The organism is Arcobacter sp. L, from assembly GCF_000284235.1.
GTDB classification, from domain to species: domain Bacteria; phylum Campylobacterota; class Campylobacteria; order Campylobacterales; family Arcobacteraceae; genus Aliarcobacter; species Aliarcobacter defluvii.
Map to the genome: position 1 here is coordinate 2,916,114 of NC_017192.1, position 19,399 is coordinate 2,935,512.

Consider the following 19,399-nt stretch of genomic DNA (forward strand, 5'->3'; position numbering starts at 1 on the left):
AATGATTTATGAAATATATCACGAAACAAAATTTGATTATGCTGCAATTGTAACTTTTAGCCATAATATAGCTAGACTAAAACCCAAAGACATAAATACTCAAAAACTTTTAGAATATTCTTTACATATTGAGCCAATACCTTATGAAACAAATGAATTTATTGATTATTTTGGGAATACAAATAATTTTATGCTAATAAGAGAATCACATAGAACTTTAAAAGTAATTGCAAAATCAAAAGTTGAAAGATTAGAAGAAGAGATAAATAAAGAAATTGAAACTCTTAAAAATATTTCAATTACAGTAAAAGAAGCAAAAGATAGATTAAATAAATATTATAAAGATGATGTATTAGCAAAACTATTTTTATTTGAAACAGAATCTATTCCTATGCCATCAATTCAAATAAAAGATTATATTTTAGAATCATTTAGTGATGATAGAAATTTATTTGAAGCTACAAATGAATTTATGGGAAGAATCTTTAATGATTTTGATTTCGTTTCTGGTTTTACAGATATTACAACTCCTATTGAAGTAGTTTTCAAAGAGAAAAAAGGTGTATGTCAAGATTTTGCTCAATTTGCTATTTCAGCGTTAAGAAGTATTGGAATACCAACAAGATATGTAAGTGGTTATATTCAAACTATTCCACCAGAAGGAAAAGAAAAACTTTTTGGTGCAGATGCTTCTCATGCTTGGTTTTCTATATATATTCCTACTTTTGGTTGGGCAGATTTTGATCCAACAAATAATAAAATCCCAAATGAAGAGTATATTATTCTTGGATATGGAAGAGATTATTTAGATATTTCACCTTTAAAAGGTGTTGTTCAAAGTAGTGGAGGAAGTACATTAAAAGTGAAAGTAAATGTTGAGGCTATAAAAGAGAAGAAGGAAGTTTAAAAACTTTCCCACTCATCATCATTTGATTTTGTTGATGATACTACTTTTGTCTCTTTTTTAGTTGAAGTTGTTTCTTGTTGTTTTAATGTTGATTTTTTTGCAACAACAAAATTCTCTTTTTTAGCCGTATTAAGATTCATATCCTTAGCTTTAACCTCGTTTTTACCATTAAACTCTTTTTCATTTGCATTACTTACAACTAATTTCGCTATTTGGTCTGTTATTACTGCTACATCATGTGTTTGACTTGCCACCATCGCATTTTGTTGTGTTTGTTGGTCTAACTGGGTTACTGCATCATTTATTTGCTCTATTCCTAACAATTGCTCTTTTGAGGCATTTTGTATATCTGAAATCAAGTTTATTGTATGTTGGATATTTTCATTTAATTGTTTATATCCATCTATCATATGTCCTGCTATTTGTTTCCCTTGATCTGCTTTACTTGTTGCATTTTCTACTATTGCTTTTATCTCTTTTGCAGCTTCTGCCGATCTTGATGCTAGGTTTCTCACTTCAGCTGCTACAACTGCAAATCCTTTTCCTGCTTCACCTGCTGTTGCTGCTTCTACTGCTGCATTAAGTGAAAGTATATTTGTTTGGAATGCTATTTGATCAATTACAGTTATTGCTTCATTTATCAAGTTTACTTGATTATTTATTTCATCCATTGACTGAGTTGTTTGGTTTGCAAGTTTCTCTCCATCATTTGCTGATTTTGTTACTTGATTTGAAAGCATTGCCATTTTTGCAATATTCTCTGTATTATTTCTTACATTACTTGTTATCTCTTCTATTGCTGCTGCTGTCTCTTCTAAAGATGCTGCTGCTTCATTTGAACTTAGATTTAATTTATCTACATTTATAAGTAATATATCTGAACTTGCATCTAATGTTAATCCATTTGTTTTATTATCTATTAACATTTGTGTAATTGAATCTTGTAGGGTATTAATTCCTACTACTAATCTTTCAAACACTCCACCTTTTTCATCATTTGGATGCATTTTTAAAGCTTTTCTATAATCAAGTTTTGAGTACTCTTCTAAGATTTCATCTACTTCTTCAAATCTTTTTCTAGTACTTTCAATCATTTTATTTACATTATCTCTAAACTCTTCTAAAGAGGCATTTGAAGTTGATTTTTCTATAAACTGACCATACCAACCATTATTAACTCTAGTCATTACAACTTTAGCATCTTCTATTAGAGCTGTATCTTGATTAATAGTTTTTTCAATTTGTTTAATATTATCATTAACAAATTTAGCCATTTCACCAAATTCATCTTTTGAAGAATCATCTAATAATGAAATATCTTTTGAGCTTCTATTTAGATATGAAAAAAACGATATTAATCCTATTTTGAAGTTGTCTAAAGAAGTTATAACTATTTTTGAAATTATTAGTGAAATCAAAATAAAACTTATTATAGCAACTATAGCTAATGCAATTAAAATATTATTTAGAGAATTATGTGCTTCTTGTTTTAGATCTAAGGCACTTTTATTTATTTCTCTAATCTTAACTTCTAAAATTTCACCAGATTTTACCATATCATTAAGAGTTGCTTTTAAAGACTCTGTTTCTTCTTTATCTTTACTATAATCTTTTGAGAAAGCTTCAAAATCTTCCATATAGTTTTTAGAAGATTCAATTATTTCATCACATAAGATTTTGTTTCTTTCAACAGAAACAGCCTCTTTTAAATTTAAAACTTTTTTATCTAATGCACTGAAATTATCTCTAACTTTTTGAATATTTTCTGCATTTTGATTTCTTAAAAATTGATATACTGATATTCTTCCTTTTAAAAGGTCTTGTACAAAACCTTCTGTTTCTAGTGCAACTTCATTTCTTTTTTCAGCTAAATTACTATAATTTAAATAGATTAATACTGATACAAAAACAATAACTACAAACATAAAAGGAAACAATAAAAGTTTCATTTTTGTATTTAAGTTCTTTAACATAAGTTTTCCTTATTTACAAGTTATTTACTATCGCGTACTTTACTAAATAATTTATTACATAAGACTTACATAATTAGATTAATCTATCCATTTTATGGAGTATATTCCTTATATTATATTTATAAATAATCTTATAATGAAGTTTTATATTCCTGCCCCATCTTCAAATGTTCTTAAGGTTCTTGGACGAATACCTACAAGATTTCCTTTTTGAATATTTTTTTCTTTAAACTCAGAGTGTGATATCTCAACCATCAAAGTTTTTGTTTCATCATTTAGATGGCTTAAATCTATTTTCACAAAAGAACCTGCAAGTTGGATATATTTTACTTTTGCTTGTAAAATTGCTTCTTTATCATTTACAGAAATTATTTCTAACTCATGGGGTCTAATCAAATATTTATTATCTGAGCTATCTTCAAGATTTAACTTTCCATCATCAACTCGTCCATGAAATAGATTTACATTTCCTAAAAAGTTTATTACAAACTCATTTTTAGGATTATGAAATACCTCTTCAGGAGTTCCAACTTGCTCTATTTTTCCTTTACTGATTACTACTATTCTATTTGCAACTTCAAGTGCTTCTTCTTGGTCGTGTGTAACTAAAATAGTTGTAATTCCAAGTTCTTCTTGAAGCTCTTTTAACCATCTTCTTAAATCAGTTCGTACTTTTGCATCAAGCGCACCAAAAGGTTCATCTAAAAGTAAAACTTTTGGCTCAACTGCTAAAGCCCTTGCTAATGCAACTCTTTGTCTCTGACCACCAGATAATTGCCAAGGGAAACGAGAAGCAAAACCATCAAGTTGTATAAGTTTTAAAAGTTTATTTACTTTTTCTTCAATCTCTTTATTTGAAAGTCTTTGTTTTTTAGGTTTTACTCTAAGTCCAAAAGCGATGTTTTCAAAAACTGTCATATGACGAAATAGTGCATAATGTTGAAAAACAAAACCAATATCTCGTTCACCTATATCTTTCTTTGCAACATTTATACCATTAAATAAAATCTCTCCACTATCTTTATCATCAACTGTTTCAAGTCCAGCAATCATTCTTAAAAGAGTTGTTTTTCCACTTCCTGATGGTCCTAAAAGTGCCAATAATTCACCATCAACAATATCTAAATTTATATTTTCGAGTGCTACAAAATTTCCAAAGTTTTTTGTTAAATTTTTTACTTCAATCTTCATATTTTTTCCTATAAATTATTCTTCGTTTTCTAATTTTTTTGCTCTTTTTTGTACTTTCCACTCTAAAATATATTTTAAAACAAGAGTTAATAAGGCCAAAATTGCTAAAAGTGTTGAAACTGCAAAAGCTGCAACAAAGTTATATTCGTTATATAAAATCTCAACTTGCAAAGGCATCGTATTTGTCACACCTTGAATATGTCCTGAAACAACTGAAACTGCTCCAAATTCTCCCATTGCTCTTGCATTACATAAAATAACTCCATATAAAAGTCCCCATTTTATATTTGGTAAAGTAACTTTTAAAAATGTTTGAAAACCACTTGCTCCTAAAAGTAAAGCAGCTTGTTCTTCATCATTTCCCATCTCTTGCATCAAAGGGATTAACTCTCTTGCAACAAATGGAAAAGTTACAAATATAGTTGCTAATACAATTCCAGGAACTGCAAAAATAATCTGTACATCATTTTCAATCAACCAAGAACCAAACCAACCTTGAGCTCCAAATAATAAAACATAAACAAATCCTGAAATAACTGGACTTACAGCAAAAGGTAAATCAATCAAAGTTATCAAAAAACTTTTCCCAAAAAAAGAGTATTTTGCTATTGCCCAAGAAGCTGCAAGCCCAAAAACTAAATTTAAAGGAACAGCAATAATTGCAGTTATAAAAGTAAGTTTAATTGCACTTAAAACATACTCATCTTCAAAACTTAAAAAATATGCTTCAACTCCTTTTCTAAAAGCTTCTGCAAATATTGTAATCAAAGGAACTACTAACATAACAGCTAAAAAAGTTATTGCTGTTGTTATTAGTAGATATTTAACTACTTTTGATTCACCTTGTGAACTTTTTGAATTATTAAAAGTTTTCATATAGCCTCCATTCCTCTTCTTCTTGAACTCCATCTTTGAAGAATATTTATTAAAAGTAACATTACAAAAGAGATTAATAACATTACAACCGCAATCGCTGTTGCTCCTGCATAATCATATTGCTCAAGTTTTGTAATAATCAAAAGTGTACTAATCTCTGTTTTCATTGGCATATTTCCAGCTATAAAAACAACCGAACCATATTCACCTAAAGCTCTTGCAAAAGATAAAGCAAATCCAGTTAATAGTGCTGGAAAAATAGTAGGAAGTATCACTTTATAAAATGTTTGCCATCTACTTGCTCCCAAACTTGCACTTGCTTCTTCTTGTTCAACTTCTAACTCTTCAAATGCTGGTTGAATTGTTCTTACAACAAAAGGAAGACCAATAAAAATCAAAGCTATTGTTATTCCAATAGGAGTAAAAACAACTTTTATTCCAAGTGGTTGTAAAATTTGTCCAAACCAACCTTGTGATGAATAAAGTGTTGTAAGTGCAATCCCTGAAACAGCTGTTGGTAAAGCAAAAGGCAAATCAACAATCGCATCAAAAACTCTTTTTCCAAAAAAGTTATATCTAACTAAACACCAAGCAACAATAAGTCCAAAAAAAGTATTTATAAGTGCTGCTATTAAAGATGTAAAAAAAGTTAGTTTATAACTTGCTATTACTCTATCATTTGTAGTTGCATCCAAAAAAGCTTGCCATCCCATACTAAAAGCTTCTGTAAACAAAGCTATAAGTGGAATAATCACAATAATACTTAAATAAAAAACTGTATATCCCAAAGTCAAACCAAATCCTGGGATTGTGGATTTTGGTCTTTTTAATATGCCAAAATTTAATCTCATTTATATTTCCTTCTTCAACTCTTTGACGTTTTTAGGTTCATCAAACCAAAATCCTTGAAAATAATCTATTTCTAACTCTTTACAAGTTTCATAAATCTCTTTTGTTGAAACAAACTCTGCAACTGTTTTTATTCCAACTTTTTTTGCAAAAAAAACAATAGCCTCTACAACTGCTTTTGCTGTTTTAGTTCTATTTAAATCTTGGATAATTGACCCATCAAGTTTTATAAAATCTGCTTGTAATCTAACTAAATATGAGAAATTAGAATATCCCGTACCAAAATCATCAATTGCTATTTTTGTCCCTAAATTTTTCATAATTTTGATAAAAGATATAAGTTCTTCAAGATTATCTATACCTTCACTCTCTGTTATTTCTATTGTCAAAAAATGTGCAATATCAAACTCATAAATTTTTTGAATCAAAAAATCAACAACATCTTTTTCTAAAATATCACTTATTGATAAGTTGATACTAAACTCTATATTTTTGTTTTCAAAATACTCAAAAGATTTTTGAATTACTTTTTTTGTAATTTCACTATATAAATTTATTTTTTTTGCCCTATTTATGAAAAAATATGGACTTATTATTTCACCTTTTGAATTTTTCATACGAACTAAAACTTCATATTTTTTTTCAAATTGATTTGTTATTGATTGAACAAAAATTTCAAATTTATCTTTTCTAATTGCTTCAATAATTTGAGCTTCCCAATATAAATCTTGTTCAATAGATAAAGAATTTGGATGACAAATATGATGTTGTTCACTATCATAAATCACTAAATTATGTTTTACAATTTTTGTTTGTTTTAGGGCAAACTCAGCACTAAATAAAAGTTCAGGATAATTTATAGCCACACCAGCTCTTAAAGGGATATATACTTTATATCCCTCTAGTTCAATAGGTGAATATCCAAAATACCAAACGATTGATTTTATAGTTTGAATAAATCTATCTTTAGATATTTCAGCACTAGAAGTTGCTGCAAAATTATCTGCTCCTAAATAATAAATTTTGCTATTTAAAAATCTATTTTCTAATCTTAAAGATATGATTTTTAAGACTTTTTCACCAAAATCATATCCATAATAATGATTTATATTTCCAAAACCATTAACATCAAAGATAGCTACTTTATTGAACATTTTATTTTTATTATCTTCTAAAAACTCTTTTCTATTAGCAAGATTAATCTTTATATCTTCTATTTGCATTTCTATCACTTTTATTTATAAATTGAATCAAATGTTCCACCATCATTAAAGTGTGTTTTTTGTGCATCTTGCCAACTATCAAATAAATCATTTATTTTTACTAATTCAAGTTTTGGAAATATTTTTAATTCATCTTGTGAGACTAATTCAGGTTTGTAAGGTCTATAATAATTTTTAACTGCTATTTCTTGACCAACTTTTGAATATAAATACTCCAAATAAGCTTTTGAAATATTATATGTTCCTTTCTTTTTTGCGTTTTCATCTACAATTGCAACAGGAGGTTCAGCTAAAATTGAAATTGATGGTACAACTATCTCAAACTCATCAGGTCCAAGTTCATTTTTTGCTAAAAATGCTTCATTTTCCCAAGCAAGTAAAACATCTCCTATTTTTCTTTGAACAAATGTATTTGTTGCACCTCTTGCTCCTGAATCTAAAACAGGAACGTGTTTAAATAAATTTGTTAAATACTGCTTTGCTTTTAAATCTGCTTCTTTATATTTTTGTGAATTTTTATCAAGATTATCTAAGCTTCCTAACTCTTTTTTAAGTGCATAAGCATAAGCTGCTAAATAGTTCCATCTTGCACCTCCTGATGTTTTTGGATTTGGAGTAATTACCTCCACATCATCTTTTATTAAATCATCCCAATCTTTTATAGCTTTTGGATTTCCTTTTCTAACTAAAAAAACTATTGTTGAAGTATAAGCAGATGAATTATTTTCAAATCTTTTTTGCCAATCATTTGGAAAAAGATTGGCTTTTTGACTAATTGCATCTATATCATAAGCAAGTGCCAAAGTTACAACATCAGCTTTTAATCCATCAATTACAGCCCGTGCTTGTTTTCCTGAACCACCATGAGATTGTTTTATTTTTACCTCTTGACCTGTTTTTTCTTTCCAATATTTAGAAAACTCTTTATTGTATTCTTCATACAGCTCTCTTGTTGGGTCATAAGAAACATTTAATATCTCAATTGATTTTTTTTGTGCTTCTGCTTTATAGTCATACTCTTTATCTGCAATTGCAAATGCAGGTATCAATAAACCTACTAAAACTAAATTTTTTATATTTTTTATTACTCTTTTCATTTTATTTCCTATTTTACTAATTAATATACACTAAATGTGTGAATATTAAAGATTTAAAAAAATCTCACCAATTCTTAAAACCGACTCTTAGTCCTACACATATCACACATCATATTTGGCTCCTTTTATATAATATACACTAAATAGGTGAATATTTAAAATTAAAAAAAATATAAGTAGTTAAATCCCTAAACCACCTATAAATTCTTCTTTGTAAACATCTTCTTTTGAAATAGGTTCTTGTAATAAACAAGAAGCTATTGTTGTTTTATCTAAAATCTGAGCTGTTAAATTTCTAATATTTAAAAATATTCTTCTAAAATAACACTTGCTTTCTTGAGAACAAGGCTCATAACTAGAAACAGATACACAAGAAATCATAGCTATCATTCCCTCAAAATAACGAATAACTTCACCTAAAGTTATCTCATTTGAAGCTTTTGCTAAAATATATCCACCATAACGACCAGGAATACTTTTTACCCAACCTGCTCTATTCATTTCAAGCATAATATTTTCTAAAAACCTTCTTGGTACATCCACTGATTCTGATAATTCTCTAATTGAAATCGAACTATTTTTTTGCTCAGCAATTGCAAATAAAGCTCTTAAAGCATAATCTGTTTTTTTTGATATTTTCATTTATCACCTACTAAATTGGTGAAATTATATTTTATTTTTTTTAACTTGTCAATACTTTTAAAATAAAATTGAAAAATTAGCTAGTTTTCTAGCCAATTTTTGCAATTCTAAATGCAACAGCATGTTCAAAAATAAGTGAATTACTATAAAAACATGTAATCATTCCATTACAAGGTGCTAAAAATTGGTGTATTACATTTCCTTCTAAAGAATGTACTATTTCACCAATTACTTGGTCTTTTGAGACATAATTTCCTGGTGATTCTTTTGAAATAAAAATTCCACTTTTAGCAGATTTTACAACACTTATTGTATTTCTATCCATAACTGTTGATTCATATCCATTAAAAATATGATAATTTATGATTTTACTTTTATCCATAAATCTGATAATTGCTTGATTTATTTGATTTGCAACTTTTTTATCTACTTGATTATCACTAGGACACATAATTGAAAATGCTTTAGTTCCCCAAAGTTGCCAGTTATATTGTAAAGTTACTGTATCTATTGATTTCATTGTTCTATGATGAATTAGTTTAAAACCAAATTTCTTTGCTGCAAGTAAATCTTCATATCCACTTTTATAAAGTTTTATATAAGGTAAACATGTTGCTGGATCTGGGCGTCGCTCAAGTATAACTCCAAAATCATAGCCATTTAAAACATCAAATACTTTTTTTGCAATTCTTTGAGTTGTTTCACCTAATTCATATCCAGGGAACATCATATTTAAATCGGTGTTATCTAAAGGCCAAAATCTTTTTCCAATATTTAATGCATAATGATTTATTGAAGGAATAATTAAAACATCACCTTTTAATTTTTCTTGTTCAAGTTTATTTTTAAAAAAATCAACTAAAGTAGAAGCACAATATAAAGGTAATATTGAATCTCCTTCCATTGCACCAACTATTGCAATTTTAGGAGCATTTGGATTTGTTCCTTTAAATAAATAACCTTCAACAACCAAAGGTTCACGACTAAGAGATTCTATTCTTAATATTTCAATTTTTTCCACTATTTTCTCCAAAAATTCTAGCTATTAAAGAACCTTCATAAACAACTGGATATTCTCTTAAAGTAAATAAAATACCATTATTTGGAGCTGTTAGTGTAGTTAAGATAGTTCCTGTTAAAGGGTCTACAATATCACCTATTTTATCTCCTTCTTTTATAATTGCACAATGATCAAGAGCAGGAACAAATAAACCACTTTTTGCAGCATTTAGATAAAAAACATCACCAATTTCTGAACTAAAAGGTTCTCTTACTGAAAACTCTTCATCACATTCGATAATGCCCTCTTTTTTCATCAAATTTAAAATACCAATTAAAAGTTGATTTCCGTATTCTTTAGTAAGTCTCATTCCAACACCCATTTCAACAACAAGTGTTTTTGTACCCATAGAGTTTAATGTATGAGAAAAAGTTGCTTCAAGAACAGTTACAGCATCATGAATCCAAATAAAATCACAATTTAACTCTTTGGCTAAGGGCAAAGTACCTTCTGAAAACTCTTTATTTATTCTAATTTGAGGAATTTCTCTTAAAAAAATATTACTTGAGTGAATATCAATAGCAATATCACTTCCTCTCACATCTTGTGCTAAAGCATAAACAACTTGCCCAGGAAGAAATTCATCAGCACTTCCAGGAAAAGTTCGATTTAAATCTACATCATATAAAGGAAATCCTCTTGTAATTGTATCTACACCCAAAGAATTAACCGCAGGATAAATATCAACTATACCTTTTAGTTTTTCACTATTTTTATTTAACCAATCAGCTAATAAATAAATTACTAATTGACCTTCTAATTCATCTCCATGTATTCCACTAACTATTGAGATTCTTTTTAATTTTTTATTTTCATCAACATAAATAGGTTCAAATCTAGTTCTTTTAACAGATAATTTTTCTCCTACAGGTAGATTAGATGTAAATATTTCTTTTGTAATCATTATCCCTCAACTATTATTTTATTTATTTTTCTATTCACTGAATTAAGAATTGCTTCATAAGAGTCATTCTCATTATGTGTCAGAAATTCTGCATTTGGTGCTAATATACTTACAATTTTATCAATTTCTTCCATAACAACCAATGAAAACTCTTTATCCTTTTCAATTCTTAAATGGAAATCTACTTTCTCTACTAATTTCCCTAATCTAATAAAATAATCACTTGTATTTCTTTTTTGTTTTCTTGTTAATTCTCCCCAAATCTCACTAATTAAAGAAAGGACATAATCAATAAATCTACAATCTATTAAAAAACTTGCATGACTTGAATGTTTTAACAAATCAGCTAATTCAATTACAGAACCAAATGCTTCTGTATCCATATTTGACCGACTTATAATTGCATTTTCTTTTGCATATGAAATTAAACTATTTATATTTGCACTATGATTTCCAAAAATTGCAACATTTAAAAAATCTCTTGCATTTGTATATTCTAAATCAACACCTAATTTTTTATAAAAATCTTTTCCTGAATTTTTATCTATATCTATTATTCTATCAAAATGATAAACTGCTTCAATAAGTGTTGCTTCTACTCTTTCTAGATATCTTCCAAACCAATAAAGATTAGTTGCTACATTTGCTGTTAATAATTGTTCCATATTAAGCCTCCATTACCCAAGTATCTTTAAATCCACCACCTTGAGATGAATTTACTAAATAATTACCTGCTTCCATTGCATATCGTGTTAATCCACATTGCCAAACTTTTGGTTCATCTGACATAACTACATAAGCTCTAAAATCAGCTTTTCTTGGAACAATTTCATCATTTATATAACACTCTTCATCATAAAACTCTATTAACTCTTGAGCTATAAATCTTCTTGGATTTGCATTTATAATAGTTTTCAAATCTTCTAATTGAATTTTTGACATAGCATGTCCAAACATAACTCCATAACCACCAGCTTCTGCAACATCTTTAATAACTAATTTATGCATATTTTCAAATACATACTTTTTATCATCTTCAAAATATGGTAAATAAGTTGGAGCATTATGTAAAATTGGTTCTTCACCTAAATAATATTTAATCATTTTTGGAACAAAATAGTAAATACCTTTATCATCAGCAATACCATTTCCCGGTGCATTCATAATTGCCACATTTCCAGCTAAGTATGCTTCCATTATGCCTGGAACTCCAATAAGACTTTCTTCATTAAAGAATTTTGGGTCTAAAAATTCATCATCTAATCTTCTATAAACTGCACCCACTTTAATTAATTGACCATTATAATTTTTAAAATATAAATTCTTATTTTTAACTATAACTTCATCATTTCTTACAAGTTGTGCACCTATTTTTTTAGCTAAATAGGCATGTTCATAATAAGCTGAATTAAATCTACCTGGAGTTAAAACTACGTTTATTCCTCCACAACTAACATAATTCATTGCTTCTTCTAAAATTGATGGATAACCTTTTATAGGTTTTATTTTTAGTTTTTCAAAAAAATCTGGATAAATTTTTCTATAAGTATCTCGAACAGACAAAGGATAACTAGCACCACTTGGAACTCTTAAATTATCTTCTAAAATAACCCAATCATCTGTTACTGTATCTTTTACTAAATCTATACCATTTATATGTGTTCTGATTTTTTTATTTGGAGAGAAACCTTCAAGCTCTTTTAAATAACCTTTTGCCTGAAAAATAAATTCTTCTGGAATAATTCCATCTTTTACTATTTTTTTATCTGTATATAAATCTTCTAAAAAAAGATTTAAAGCCTTTATTCGTTGAGATAAACCTTTATCCATTTTATCAAACTCTTTTGAATCTATTATTCTTGGAATAACATCAAAAGGAAGTGATCTTTCAATAAAATTTCCATCTTTATAAAGATTGAAATTAACTGCAAATTTATCCATATACTTTTGGAATTCATCAATTTTTAATCTATCTTGTTTTGAAAATATTTCCCAAAATAGTTCATTCGTCTCATTTTTTATATCTAGCAATTTACACCTCCTAAACTAATAAATTCTAGTCTTTATTATCTGAAAAATTACTAAATAATTACTTTCTTTCTATTTTTCTCTGTTTATTAAATATACATTTTAGTATGAATAGTTTATAAACTATAAAAAAAGGGGAAGATTATACATCTTCCCCTTTTTGATTAGATTTTTATAATTCTATTAAAAATTATGCAAATTTTTCTTTTTTCGCACTTCTTTTTCTTACAGTTGGATCTAATTCTCTTTTTCTTACTCTTACAGATAAAGGTGTTACTTCAACTAATTCATCATCTTCAATCCACTCTAAAGCATTTTCTAAAGACATTGTTCTTGGTGGAACTAATTTAATAGCTTCATCAGCACCAGAAGATCTAACGTTTGATTGTGCTTTTCCTTTAATTGGATTAACATCTAAATCGTTATCTTTTGCATGTTGACCAATTACCATACCAACATATACTTTATCTTGAGGTTTAATAAACATTACTCCTCTATCTTGTAAGTTGAAAATTGAATAACCTAAAGCTTCTCCATTTTCCATAGATACTAATGCTCCATATTTTCTAGATTCAACTGTTCCAGAATATGGTCTAAACTCTAAGAATGAGTGATTCATAACACCCTCACCTTTTGTTTCAGTTAAGAACTCTGTTCTAATACCAATTAATCCTCTTGCTGGAATTTCAAATTCAAGTCTTGTGTAACCTTCACCCATTGGTACCATGTTAGTCATAGTAGCTTTTCTTTTTCCAAGTTTTTCAATAATTGCACCTGAAAATTCATCAGGAGTATCAATTACTAAGTGCTCAAATGGCTCCATTTTTACACCATTTTCTTCTCTAATAATAACTTCAGGTCTTCCAATACAGAACTCAAAACCTTCTCTTCTCATATTTTCAGCTAAAATAGTGATTTGAAGCTCACCTCTTCCGTTAACTTTAAATTTACCTTCACCAATTTGCTCATATCCCATAGCAATGTTAGTGTTCATTTCAGCTTTTAATCTCTCATCAATTTTATTTGAAGTAACAAATTTACCTTCAGTTCCTGCTAATGGAGAATCATTAACTGCAAATGTAACAGAAAGTGTTGGTTCTTCAATATGCATTGGGTCTAATGGCATTGGATTAACTGGATCACATAATGAATCACCTACATCAATAGTTTCAAATCCAGCAACCGCACAAATATCACCTGCACCAGCAGTTTTAATATCAATTCTTTCTAAACCTTTAAATCCAATAAGTTTAGAAACTCTTCCTTTTACTTTTTCTCCATCTGCTTTACAAAGCATAACTGTTTCACCTTGAGAAATTGTTCCATTAAAAATTCTAGCGATTCCAATTTTTCCAATGAAGTTATCATAATCTAAAGTAAATACTTGAAGTTGTAATCCATTTTCATCAGCACCTTGAGGTTTTGGAACTTCTTTTAAAATAGTTTCAAATAATGGTTTTAAATCCATATTTCCATCATTTGCATCATATCTTGCATAACCATCTCTAGCAGCTGCATAAATAACTGGGAATTCTAATTGATCTTCATTTGCATCCATTTGAGCAAATAAGTCAAATACCTCATCAACAACTCTTTCAGGTTCTGCTGCTGGTTTGTCAATTTTATTTACAACAACGATTGGTCTATGTCCTAAAGATAATGCTTTTTTAACAACGAATTTTGTTTGAGGCATTACTCCTTCTTGGGCATCAACAAGTAATAAAACAGAATCAACCATTTTTAAAACCCTCTCAACTTCTCCACCAAAATCGGCGTGTCCTGGAGTGTCAATGATGTTAATTCTTACACCTTCATAATCAATTGCTGTATTTTTAGAAAGGATTGTAATCCCTCTTTCTTTTTCGATAGCATTGCTATCCATTACTCTTTCATCTACATTTTGATGTGAAGAAAAAGTTCCTGATTGTTTTAATAACTCATCTACAAGTGTTGTTTTACCGTGGTCAACGTGCGCTATTACTGCGATATTTCTAATGTCTCTCATTGATTCTCTTTATATAAATTTTCGCGATTATACTAAATTTTTACTTATATTCCTATATTCATTACAAAAAGAAAACATTTTTTATAATATAATAGATGAATAGAATATGAATAAAAATTCATATTCTATTCATCTATTATTAATTTTTAAAGTATAAACTACCGTTAAATTTAATCATCTAAAAGGAATTTCTTGAAAATATCTTCACAATATAAATTAATCATATTTAGTTCAATATTTTTTACATTATTTTATAATTACTCATTTTTTACAAATGTAATAAAAACTTATAGTTTCAGTGGATTAAATAGTATTTATATTTTATCTACAGCTCTTTTATTAGTTAGTTTTTTAACACTGTTTTTTACAATATTTAGTTCAAAATATACTACTAAACCCTTATTATTAATTACAATTATTATTTCTGCATTTGCAGCTTATTTTATGGATACATATCATGTGATTATTGATGATGAAATGATTAGAAATAGTTTACAAACTAATTTAAGTGAATCATCAGATTTATTTAGTTTAAAACTTGTTTTATATGTAGTTTTTCTTGCTATTTTTCCAAGTTATTTTATCTATAAACTTAAAATTGAATACAAACCTTTTAGACAAGAATTATTTGCAAAATTAAAAACTATTATTTTATCTATCTCTATTATTCTGATTATTTTATTTAGTTTTAGTAAATTTTATACATCTTTTTTTAGAGAACATAAACCTCTAAGATATCATGTAAACCCAATATACTGGATTTATAGTATTGGAAACTATGTAAATAAATCAGTAAATAGTGGTCCAATTGTTGTAAAAGAAATAGGTAAAGATGCAAAAATTATCCAAGAATATACAGATAAAGAGAAAAAAGAGTTAATTATCATGGTTGTAGGAGAAGCAGCTCGTGCAGATAGATTCTCTTTAAATGGTTATAAAAAAGAGACTAATCCATTATTAAAACAAGAAGATGTAATAAATTTTTCTAATATGTACTCTTGTGGAACTTCAACTGCTCAATCTGTTCCTTGTATGTTTTCTATATTTGATAAAGCTGATTATGATTATAAAAAAGGAATTTCAACACAAAATGCACTAGATGTTTTAAAACATACAAATGATATAGACATTTTATGGAGAGATAATAACTCTGATTCAAAAGGTGTTGCTTTAAGAGTTGATTTTGAAGATTATAGGACAGCACAAACAAATACTATTTGTGATGATGAGTGTAGAGATGAAGGAATGCTTGTAGGGCTTGATGAATATATCAAAAATCATAAAGATAAAGATATATTAATTGTTCTTCATCAAATGGGAAATCACGGACCTGCTTATTATAAAAGATACCCAAAAGAGTTTGAAAAATTCACTCCTGTTTGTAAAACAAATCAACTTGAAGAGTGTACACAAGAAGAAGTAAGTAATGCTTATGATAATGCGATTTTATATACTGATTATTTCTTATCAAAAGTAATTAATTTCTTAAAACCTTACTCAAATGATTATGAAACTGCAATGCTTTATATGAGTGACCATGGAGAAAGTTTAGGAGAAAATGGTTTTTATCTACATGGAATGCCATATATGCTAGCACCTGATGAACAAAAACATATTGCTTCTGTTTTATGGTTAGGAGGAGAAATGAGAGAAGATTATGATATTGAGAAACTAAATTCTTATAAAAATAAAAGTTTTTCTCAAGATAATTTATTTCACACTCTTTTAGGACTTTTTGAAGTTGGAACAGATGTTTATAAAAAAGATATGGATATTTTAAATGATTCAAGAAAACCTGAATAAACAAATTTTCATAACAGCTATTTTATTAATAGCTGTACTTTGTTTATTTCAATTTACAAATCTTGATATTTATGTACAATCATTTTTTTATGATTTTAATACAAAAGATTGGTTTATAGATAAAAATGAACCTATATTAAGATTCTTTTTATATGATGGATTAAAAAAAGCAATTATTCTTTTTAATGTTCTAATATTAATTGCTTTACTATTTTTTAGAAAAAAGCAAATAGTTCAAGAGTATAAAAAGGGTTTATTAATAGTTTTACTTTCATCTATTTTTATTCCAAGTATTATTGGAAGTTTGAAAGCCTTTACAAATACTCCTTGTCCTTGTAATATTGTAAAATTTGGTGGAACATATCCAGAAAAAAAAGTTTTTGATTCTTATCCAGAAGGTTTTGTACAAAAATCTAAAGTAAAATGTTGGCCTGCAGGTCATGCAAGTGGTGGTTTTGCTTTAATGTCAATTTTCTTTTTATTTAAAAAACCAAGAAATCAAAAAATTGCTTTAATTAGTGTGTTAATTCTTGCGTGGTCAATGGGAAACTATAAAATGCTTTTAGGTGACCATTTTTTAAGTCATACTATAATCACCATGCTTTTGGCTTGGCTTATAATATTAATAATAGTAAAATTCATTTCATTCAAACAACAAAGGCGAACTTTTGAGAAACCAACCAAAATATAATTTTTTTAAAAACACATCTTATGCTTTAAAAGGTTTAGTTGATTTAATAAAAACAGAAAGCTCATTTAAAATTGAATTGATTATAACTTTAGTTTTACTTCCTGTTATTATTTTTATAGATACAACTTTGACAAATAAAGCTCTATTATTTATAACTTTAATGGGAATGATTTTAGCAGAAACAACAAATAGTGCTATTGAACGGGTTGTTGATTTAGTAACTTTAGAACATCACGATATGGCAGGACGAGCAAAAGATGTTGGTAGTGCAATCGTATTTTTAAGTATTTTTATTTTTGTTGTTACTTGGGTGATTATTTTAATAGACATTTTTTAAACTTTGTCAAGAAATTGTCAATTAACTTAACAATAAAAATTTAAACTATTATTCTAAACTTCTAATAATATAAAATATTAGGAGGAATTATGAAAGCTTTAATTATCTCAGCTTTAGTTGCCAGTTTAAGTTTTAGTGCAACTGTTGATGATTATTTAAATTCATTAAAACAGGAAGTTCTTAAAGAAAATCCATCTTTTAAAGATTTTGATGCGAAAAGAGGGGAAGAGATTTTTACATCAAAACATATAGGGAAAAAAGGCAAAGAGATTTCATGTACAACTTGTCATGGAGCAAATCTACAAAAAGCTGGTGAAAATATTTTTACTACTAAAGTAATAGAACCACTTTCTCCAAAAGCGAATAAAGAAAGATTTACTGATATAAAAACTATTGAAAAATGGATGAAAAGAAACTTCAATGATGTTTACAATCGTGAAGGAACAGCTCTTGAAAAAGGTGATGTAACTACATACATCATAAATCAATAAAGGATAAAATATGAAATATCTAATTTTTTTAAGTTTAATGATAAATGCTTTGTTTGCAGAAGGTTATTCATCAATGCCAGATGTGGCACCTGTTAAAAATGACTTATATATAAAAGAGTGTGGAAGTTGTCATTTTCCATATCAACCAGGATTACTTCCAAGTAATGCATGGAATAAAATGATGTCAAATTTAGAAAATCACTTCAATACTGATGCATCACTTGATGATGAAACTTTCAAAACTTTATCAAAATATTTAAATGATAATAGTGCAGAAAAAAATATGCAATATAAAAGAAGTAATAGAATTGTTTCTAGTTTAAGTCCAAATCAAATACCTGATTCTATTTCTACTACACCTTATATGGTAAAAAAACATAGAGAAATTAGAAAAGATTTAATTACTCAAAAAGAAGTAAAAGGTCTGTTTAATTGTATAGCTTGTCATACAACAGCAGATAAAGGAATATATAGTGAAAGAGATATAAAAATCCCAAATTTTGGTAGATGGGAAGATGATTAAAGGATAAATCATGGAAAAATCATATATTTGGTCACTGCCAACAAGAGTTTTTCACTCTTTGTTTGCAGTTTTTATATTGTTAGCTTTTTTAACAGATGATGATAAATTACTGAATTATCACGCTGTAATTGGATATTCAATCTTTATTTTATTAGTTTTTAGAGTATTTTGGGGATTATTTGGTCCTAAATATTCAAAATTTAAAGATTTTCCAACTGGTAAAAAAAATGTAAAAGAATTTTTAAATAATATCTTTGAAGAAAATCAAAAATATTTAGGTCACAATCCACTTGCTTCTTATGTAATGATAGCTATGCTTGTAGTTGTATTTTTAACAATATTTACAGGTGTTTTAGCTTTTGGAGTACAAGAAGGAAAAGGCTTAGTATCATTTTTAAATGATTCTCTTTTTAAAGATATGAAACTATTTAAAGAGATTCATGAAGTTTTAGCAAATATTCTTATTGCTTTAATTGTTGCTCACGTAAGTGGTGTGATGGTAGATAGATTTTTACATAAAAAACATCAAACTTTAAACTCAATTGTTACAGGTTATAAAATGACAAATGAGAGTGAAAATATAAAACTAAATATTTTTCAAAAACTTTTTGCTCTTTTGATGTTTATAGTTTTTATTGGATTTTTGGTATTCAATCTAATTGAACCAAAAAATGTTTTTATTGCTTCAAAATTTGAACCAATAGATTATAAAACACAAAATGAAGTTTTTGTAACCGAGTGTGGAAGTTGCCATACTCTTTATCCCACCCAATCTTTTGCCTAAAAAATCATGGGAATT

At 27.5% G+C, this 19,399-nt stretch carries 19 protein-coding genes; 7 read left to right on the plus strand and 12 right to left on the minus strand.

All coding sequences use genetic code 11. From position 1 onward, the window contains the following. The first annotated feature begins 1 nt into the window (after position 1). A complete protein-coding gene (locus ABLL_RS14400; protein WP_014475516.1) occupies positions 2–907 on the plus strand; it encodes a transglutaminase family protein in 906 nt (301 codons plus the stop codon). Here ABLL_RS14400 and ABLL_RS14405 read toward each other — a convergent pair. The 12 genes from ABLL_RS14405 to typA all read right to left on the minus strand — a co-directional run bounded on the left by ABLL_RS14405 (position 904) and on the right by typA (position 14,755). Beyond that, positions 904–2,880, minus strand: coding sequence for a methyl-accepting chemotaxis protein (locus ABLL_RS14405; protein ID WP_014475517.1), 1,977 nt, complete (start codon positions 2,878–2,880; stop codon positions 904–906). The two genes, ABLL_RS14400 and ABLL_RS14405, sit on opposite strands and share 4 nt — an antisense overlap. A gap of 144 nt (positions 2,881–3,024) precedes the next feature. Next, the gene (locus ABLL_RS14410; protein ID WP_014475518.1) at positions 3,025–4,071 is read right to left on the minus strand and encodes a sulfate/molybdate ABC transporter ATP-binding protein; all 1,047 of its coding nucleotides are present in this window, start codon (positions 4,069–4,071) and stop codon (positions 3,025–3,027) included. 15 nt (positions 4,072–4,086) lie between these two features. Beyond that, on the minus strand, positions 4,087–4,947 hold the full coding sequence (cysW, locus tag ABLL_RS14415) for a sulfate ABC transporter permease subunit CysW (RefSeq protein WP_014475519.1): 861 nt from the start codon (positions 4,945–4,947) through the stop codon (positions 4,087–4,089). Next, positions 4,944–5,798 carry a sulfate ABC transporter permease subunit CysT gene (gene cysT / locus ABLL_RS14420; RefSeq protein WP_014475520.1) on the minus strand — a complete coding sequence of 285 codons (855 nt, stop codon included), beginning with the start codon at positions 5,796–5,798 and terminating at the stop codon, positions 4,944–4,946. The genes cysW and cysT overlap by 4 nt, the downstream gene beginning before the upstream one ends. Next, the gene (locus ABLL_RS14425; protein WP_014475521.1) at positions 5,799–7,019 is read right to left on the minus strand and encodes an EAL domain-containing protein; all 1,221 of its coding nucleotides are present in this window, start codon (positions 7,017–7,019) and stop codon (positions 5,799–5,801) included. An 11-nt stretch (positions 7,020–7,030) separates the two neighbouring features. Then, complete coding sequence (locus ABLL_RS14430) at positions 7,031–8,116, minus strand: sulfate ABC transporter substrate-binding protein (protein WP_014475522.1); 1,086 nt, start codon at positions 8,114–8,116, stop codon at positions 7,031–7,033. A gap of 180 nt (positions 8,117–8,296) precedes the next feature. Beyond that, on the minus strand, positions 8,297–8,758 hold the full coding sequence (locus ABLL_RS14435; protein WP_014475523.1) for an Rrf2 family transcriptional regulator: 462 nt from the start codon (positions 8,756–8,758) through the stop codon (positions 8,297–8,299). Between the two features lie 88 nt (positions 8,759–8,846). Further along, positions 8,847–9,779: a M14 family metallopeptidase gene (locus tag ABLL_RS14440; RefSeq protein ID WP_014475524.1), complete on the minus strand. Its 933-nt coding sequence runs from the start codon at positions 9,777–9,779 to the stop codon at positions 8,847–8,849. Continuing rightward, positions 9,766–10,722, minus strand: coding sequence for a M14 family metallopeptidase (locus ABLL_RS14445; protein WP_014475525.1), 957 nt, complete (start codon positions 10,720–10,722; stop codon positions 9,766–9,768). Before ABLL_RS14445 ends, ABLL_RS14440 begins: the two co-directional genes overlap by 14 nt. Then, on the minus strand, positions 10,722–11,387 hold the full coding sequence (locus ABLL_RS14450) for an alpha-E domain-containing protein (RefSeq protein ID WP_014475526.1): 666 nt from the start codon (positions 11,385–11,387) through the stop codon (positions 10,722–10,724). Before ABLL_RS14450 ends, ABLL_RS14445 begins: the two co-directional genes overlap by 1 nt. Position 11,388: 1 nt before the next feature. Beyond that, positions 11,389–12,753, minus strand: a complete 1,365-nt coding sequence (locus ABLL_RS14455) for a circularly permuted type 2 ATP-grasp protein (RefSeq protein ID WP_014475527.1) — start codon at positions 12,751–12,753, stop codon at positions 11,389–11,391. A gap of 187 nt (positions 12,754–12,940) precedes the next feature. After that, a complete protein-coding gene (gene typA, locus ABLL_RS14460; RefSeq protein ID WP_014475528.1) occupies positions 12,941–14,755 on the minus strand; it encodes a translational GTPase TypA in 1,815 nt (604 codons plus the stop codon). Positions 14,756–14,947: 192 nt separating this feature from the next. On the opposite strand from typA, the gene ABLL_RS14465 reads away from it, so the two are divergent. From ABLL_RS14465 to ABLL_RS14490, 6 genes are all read left to right on the plus strand, one after another. After that, entirely contained in the window at positions 14,948–16,558 is a 1,611-nt protein-coding gene (locus ABLL_RS14465) for a phosphoethanolamine transferase (protein WP_014475529.1), read from the plus strand. Beyond that, the gene (locus tag ABLL_RS14470; protein ID WP_014475530.1) at positions 16,536–17,249 is read left to right on the plus strand and encodes a phosphatase PAP2 family protein; all 714 of its coding nucleotides are present in this window, start codon (positions 16,536–16,538) and stop codon (positions 17,247–17,249) included. Before ABLL_RS14465 ends, ABLL_RS14470 begins: the two co-directional genes overlap by 23 nt. After that, positions 17,227–17,586 (plus strand): diacylglycerol kinase, encoded by a 360-nt coding sequence (locus ABLL_RS14475; protein WP_014475531.1) that lies wholly within the window; start codon positions 17,227–17,229, stop codon positions 17,584–17,586. The genes ABLL_RS14470 and ABLL_RS14475 overlap by 23 nt, the downstream gene beginning before the upstream one ends. A gap of 89 nt (positions 17,587–17,675) precedes the next feature. Next, positions 17,676–18,077: a DUF1924 domain-containing protein gene (locus ABLL_RS14480; RefSeq protein ID WP_014475532.1), complete on the plus strand. Its 402-nt coding sequence runs from the start codon at positions 17,676–17,678 to the stop codon at positions 18,075–18,077. A gap of 10 nt (positions 18,078–18,087) precedes the next feature. Beyond that, positions 18,088–18,600, plus strand: a complete 513-nt coding sequence (locus tag ABLL_RS14485) for a diheme cytochrome c (RefSeq protein WP_014475533.1) — start codon at positions 18,088–18,090, stop codon at positions 18,598–18,600. Positions 18,601–18,610: 10 nt separating this feature from the next. After that, positions 18,611–19,384, plus strand: coding sequence for a cytochrome b/b6 domain-containing protein (locus tag ABLL_RS14490; RefSeq protein WP_014475534.1), 774 nt, complete (start codon positions 18,611–18,613; stop codon positions 19,382–19,384). The last annotated feature ends 15 nt before the right edge of the window (positions 19,385–19,399 follow it).

Excerpts from the sequence above, each read along its gene's own strand:
- cysT (WP_014475520.1), bottom strand. The coding sequence starts at position 5,798 with ATGAGATTAAATTTTGGCATATTAAAAAGACCAAAATCCACAATCCCA.
- ABLL_RS14435 (WP_014475523.1), bottom strand. The coding sequence starts at position 8,758 with ATGAAAATATCAAAAAAAACAGATTATGCTTTAAGAGCTTTATTTGCA.
- ABLL_RS14430 (WP_014475522.1), bottom strand. The coding sequence starts at position 8,116 with ATGAAAAGAGTAATAAAAAATATAAAAAATTTAGTTTTAGTAGGTTTA.
- ABLL_RS14490 (WP_014475534.1), top strand. The coding sequence starts at position 18,611 with ATGGAAAAATCATATATTTGGTCACTGCCAACAAGAGTTTTTCACTCT.
- ABLL_RS14445 (WP_014475525.1), bottom strand. The coding sequence starts at position 10,722 with ATGATTACAAAAGAAATATTTACATCTAATCTACCTGTAGGAGAAAAA.
- ABLL_RS14485 (WP_014475533.1), top strand. The coding sequence starts at position 18,088 with ATGAAATATCTAATTTTTTTAAGTTTAATGATAAATGCTTTGTTTGCA.
- ABLL_RS14410 (WP_014475518.1), bottom strand. The coding sequence starts at position 4,071 with ATGAAGATTGAAGTAAAAAATTTAACAAAAAACTTTGGAAATTTTGTA.
- ABLL_RS14450 (WP_014475526.1), bottom strand. The coding sequence starts at position 11,387 with ATGGAACAATTATTAACAGCAAATGTAGCAACTAATCTTTATTGGTTT.
- typA (WP_014475528.1), bottom strand. The coding sequence starts at position 14,755 with ATGAGAGACATTAGAAATATCGCAGTAATAGCGCACGTTGACCACGGT.
- ABLL_RS14425 (WP_014475521.1), bottom strand. The coding sequence starts at position 7,019 with ATGCAAATAGAAGATATAAAGATTAATCTTGCTAATAGAAAAGAGTTT.
- ABLL_RS14480 (WP_014475532.1), top strand. The coding sequence starts at position 17,676 with ATGAAAGCTTTAATTATCTCAGCTTTAGTTGCCAGTTTAAGTTTTAGT.
- ABLL_RS14405 (WP_014475517.1), bottom strand. The coding sequence starts at position 2,880 with ATGTTAAAGAACTTAAATACAAAAATGAAACTTTTATTGTTTCCTTTT.
- cysW (WP_014475519.1), bottom strand. The coding sequence starts at position 4,947 with ATGAAAACTTTTAATAATTCAAAAAGTTCACAAGGTGAATCAAAAGTA.
- ABLL_RS14400 (WP_014475516.1), top strand. The coding sequence starts at position 2 with ATGATTTATGAAATATATCACGAAACAAAATTTGATTATGCTGCAATT.
- ABLL_RS14470 (WP_014475530.1), top strand. The coding sequence starts at position 16,536 with ATGATTCAAGAAAACCTGAATAAACAAATTTTCATAACAGCTATTTTA.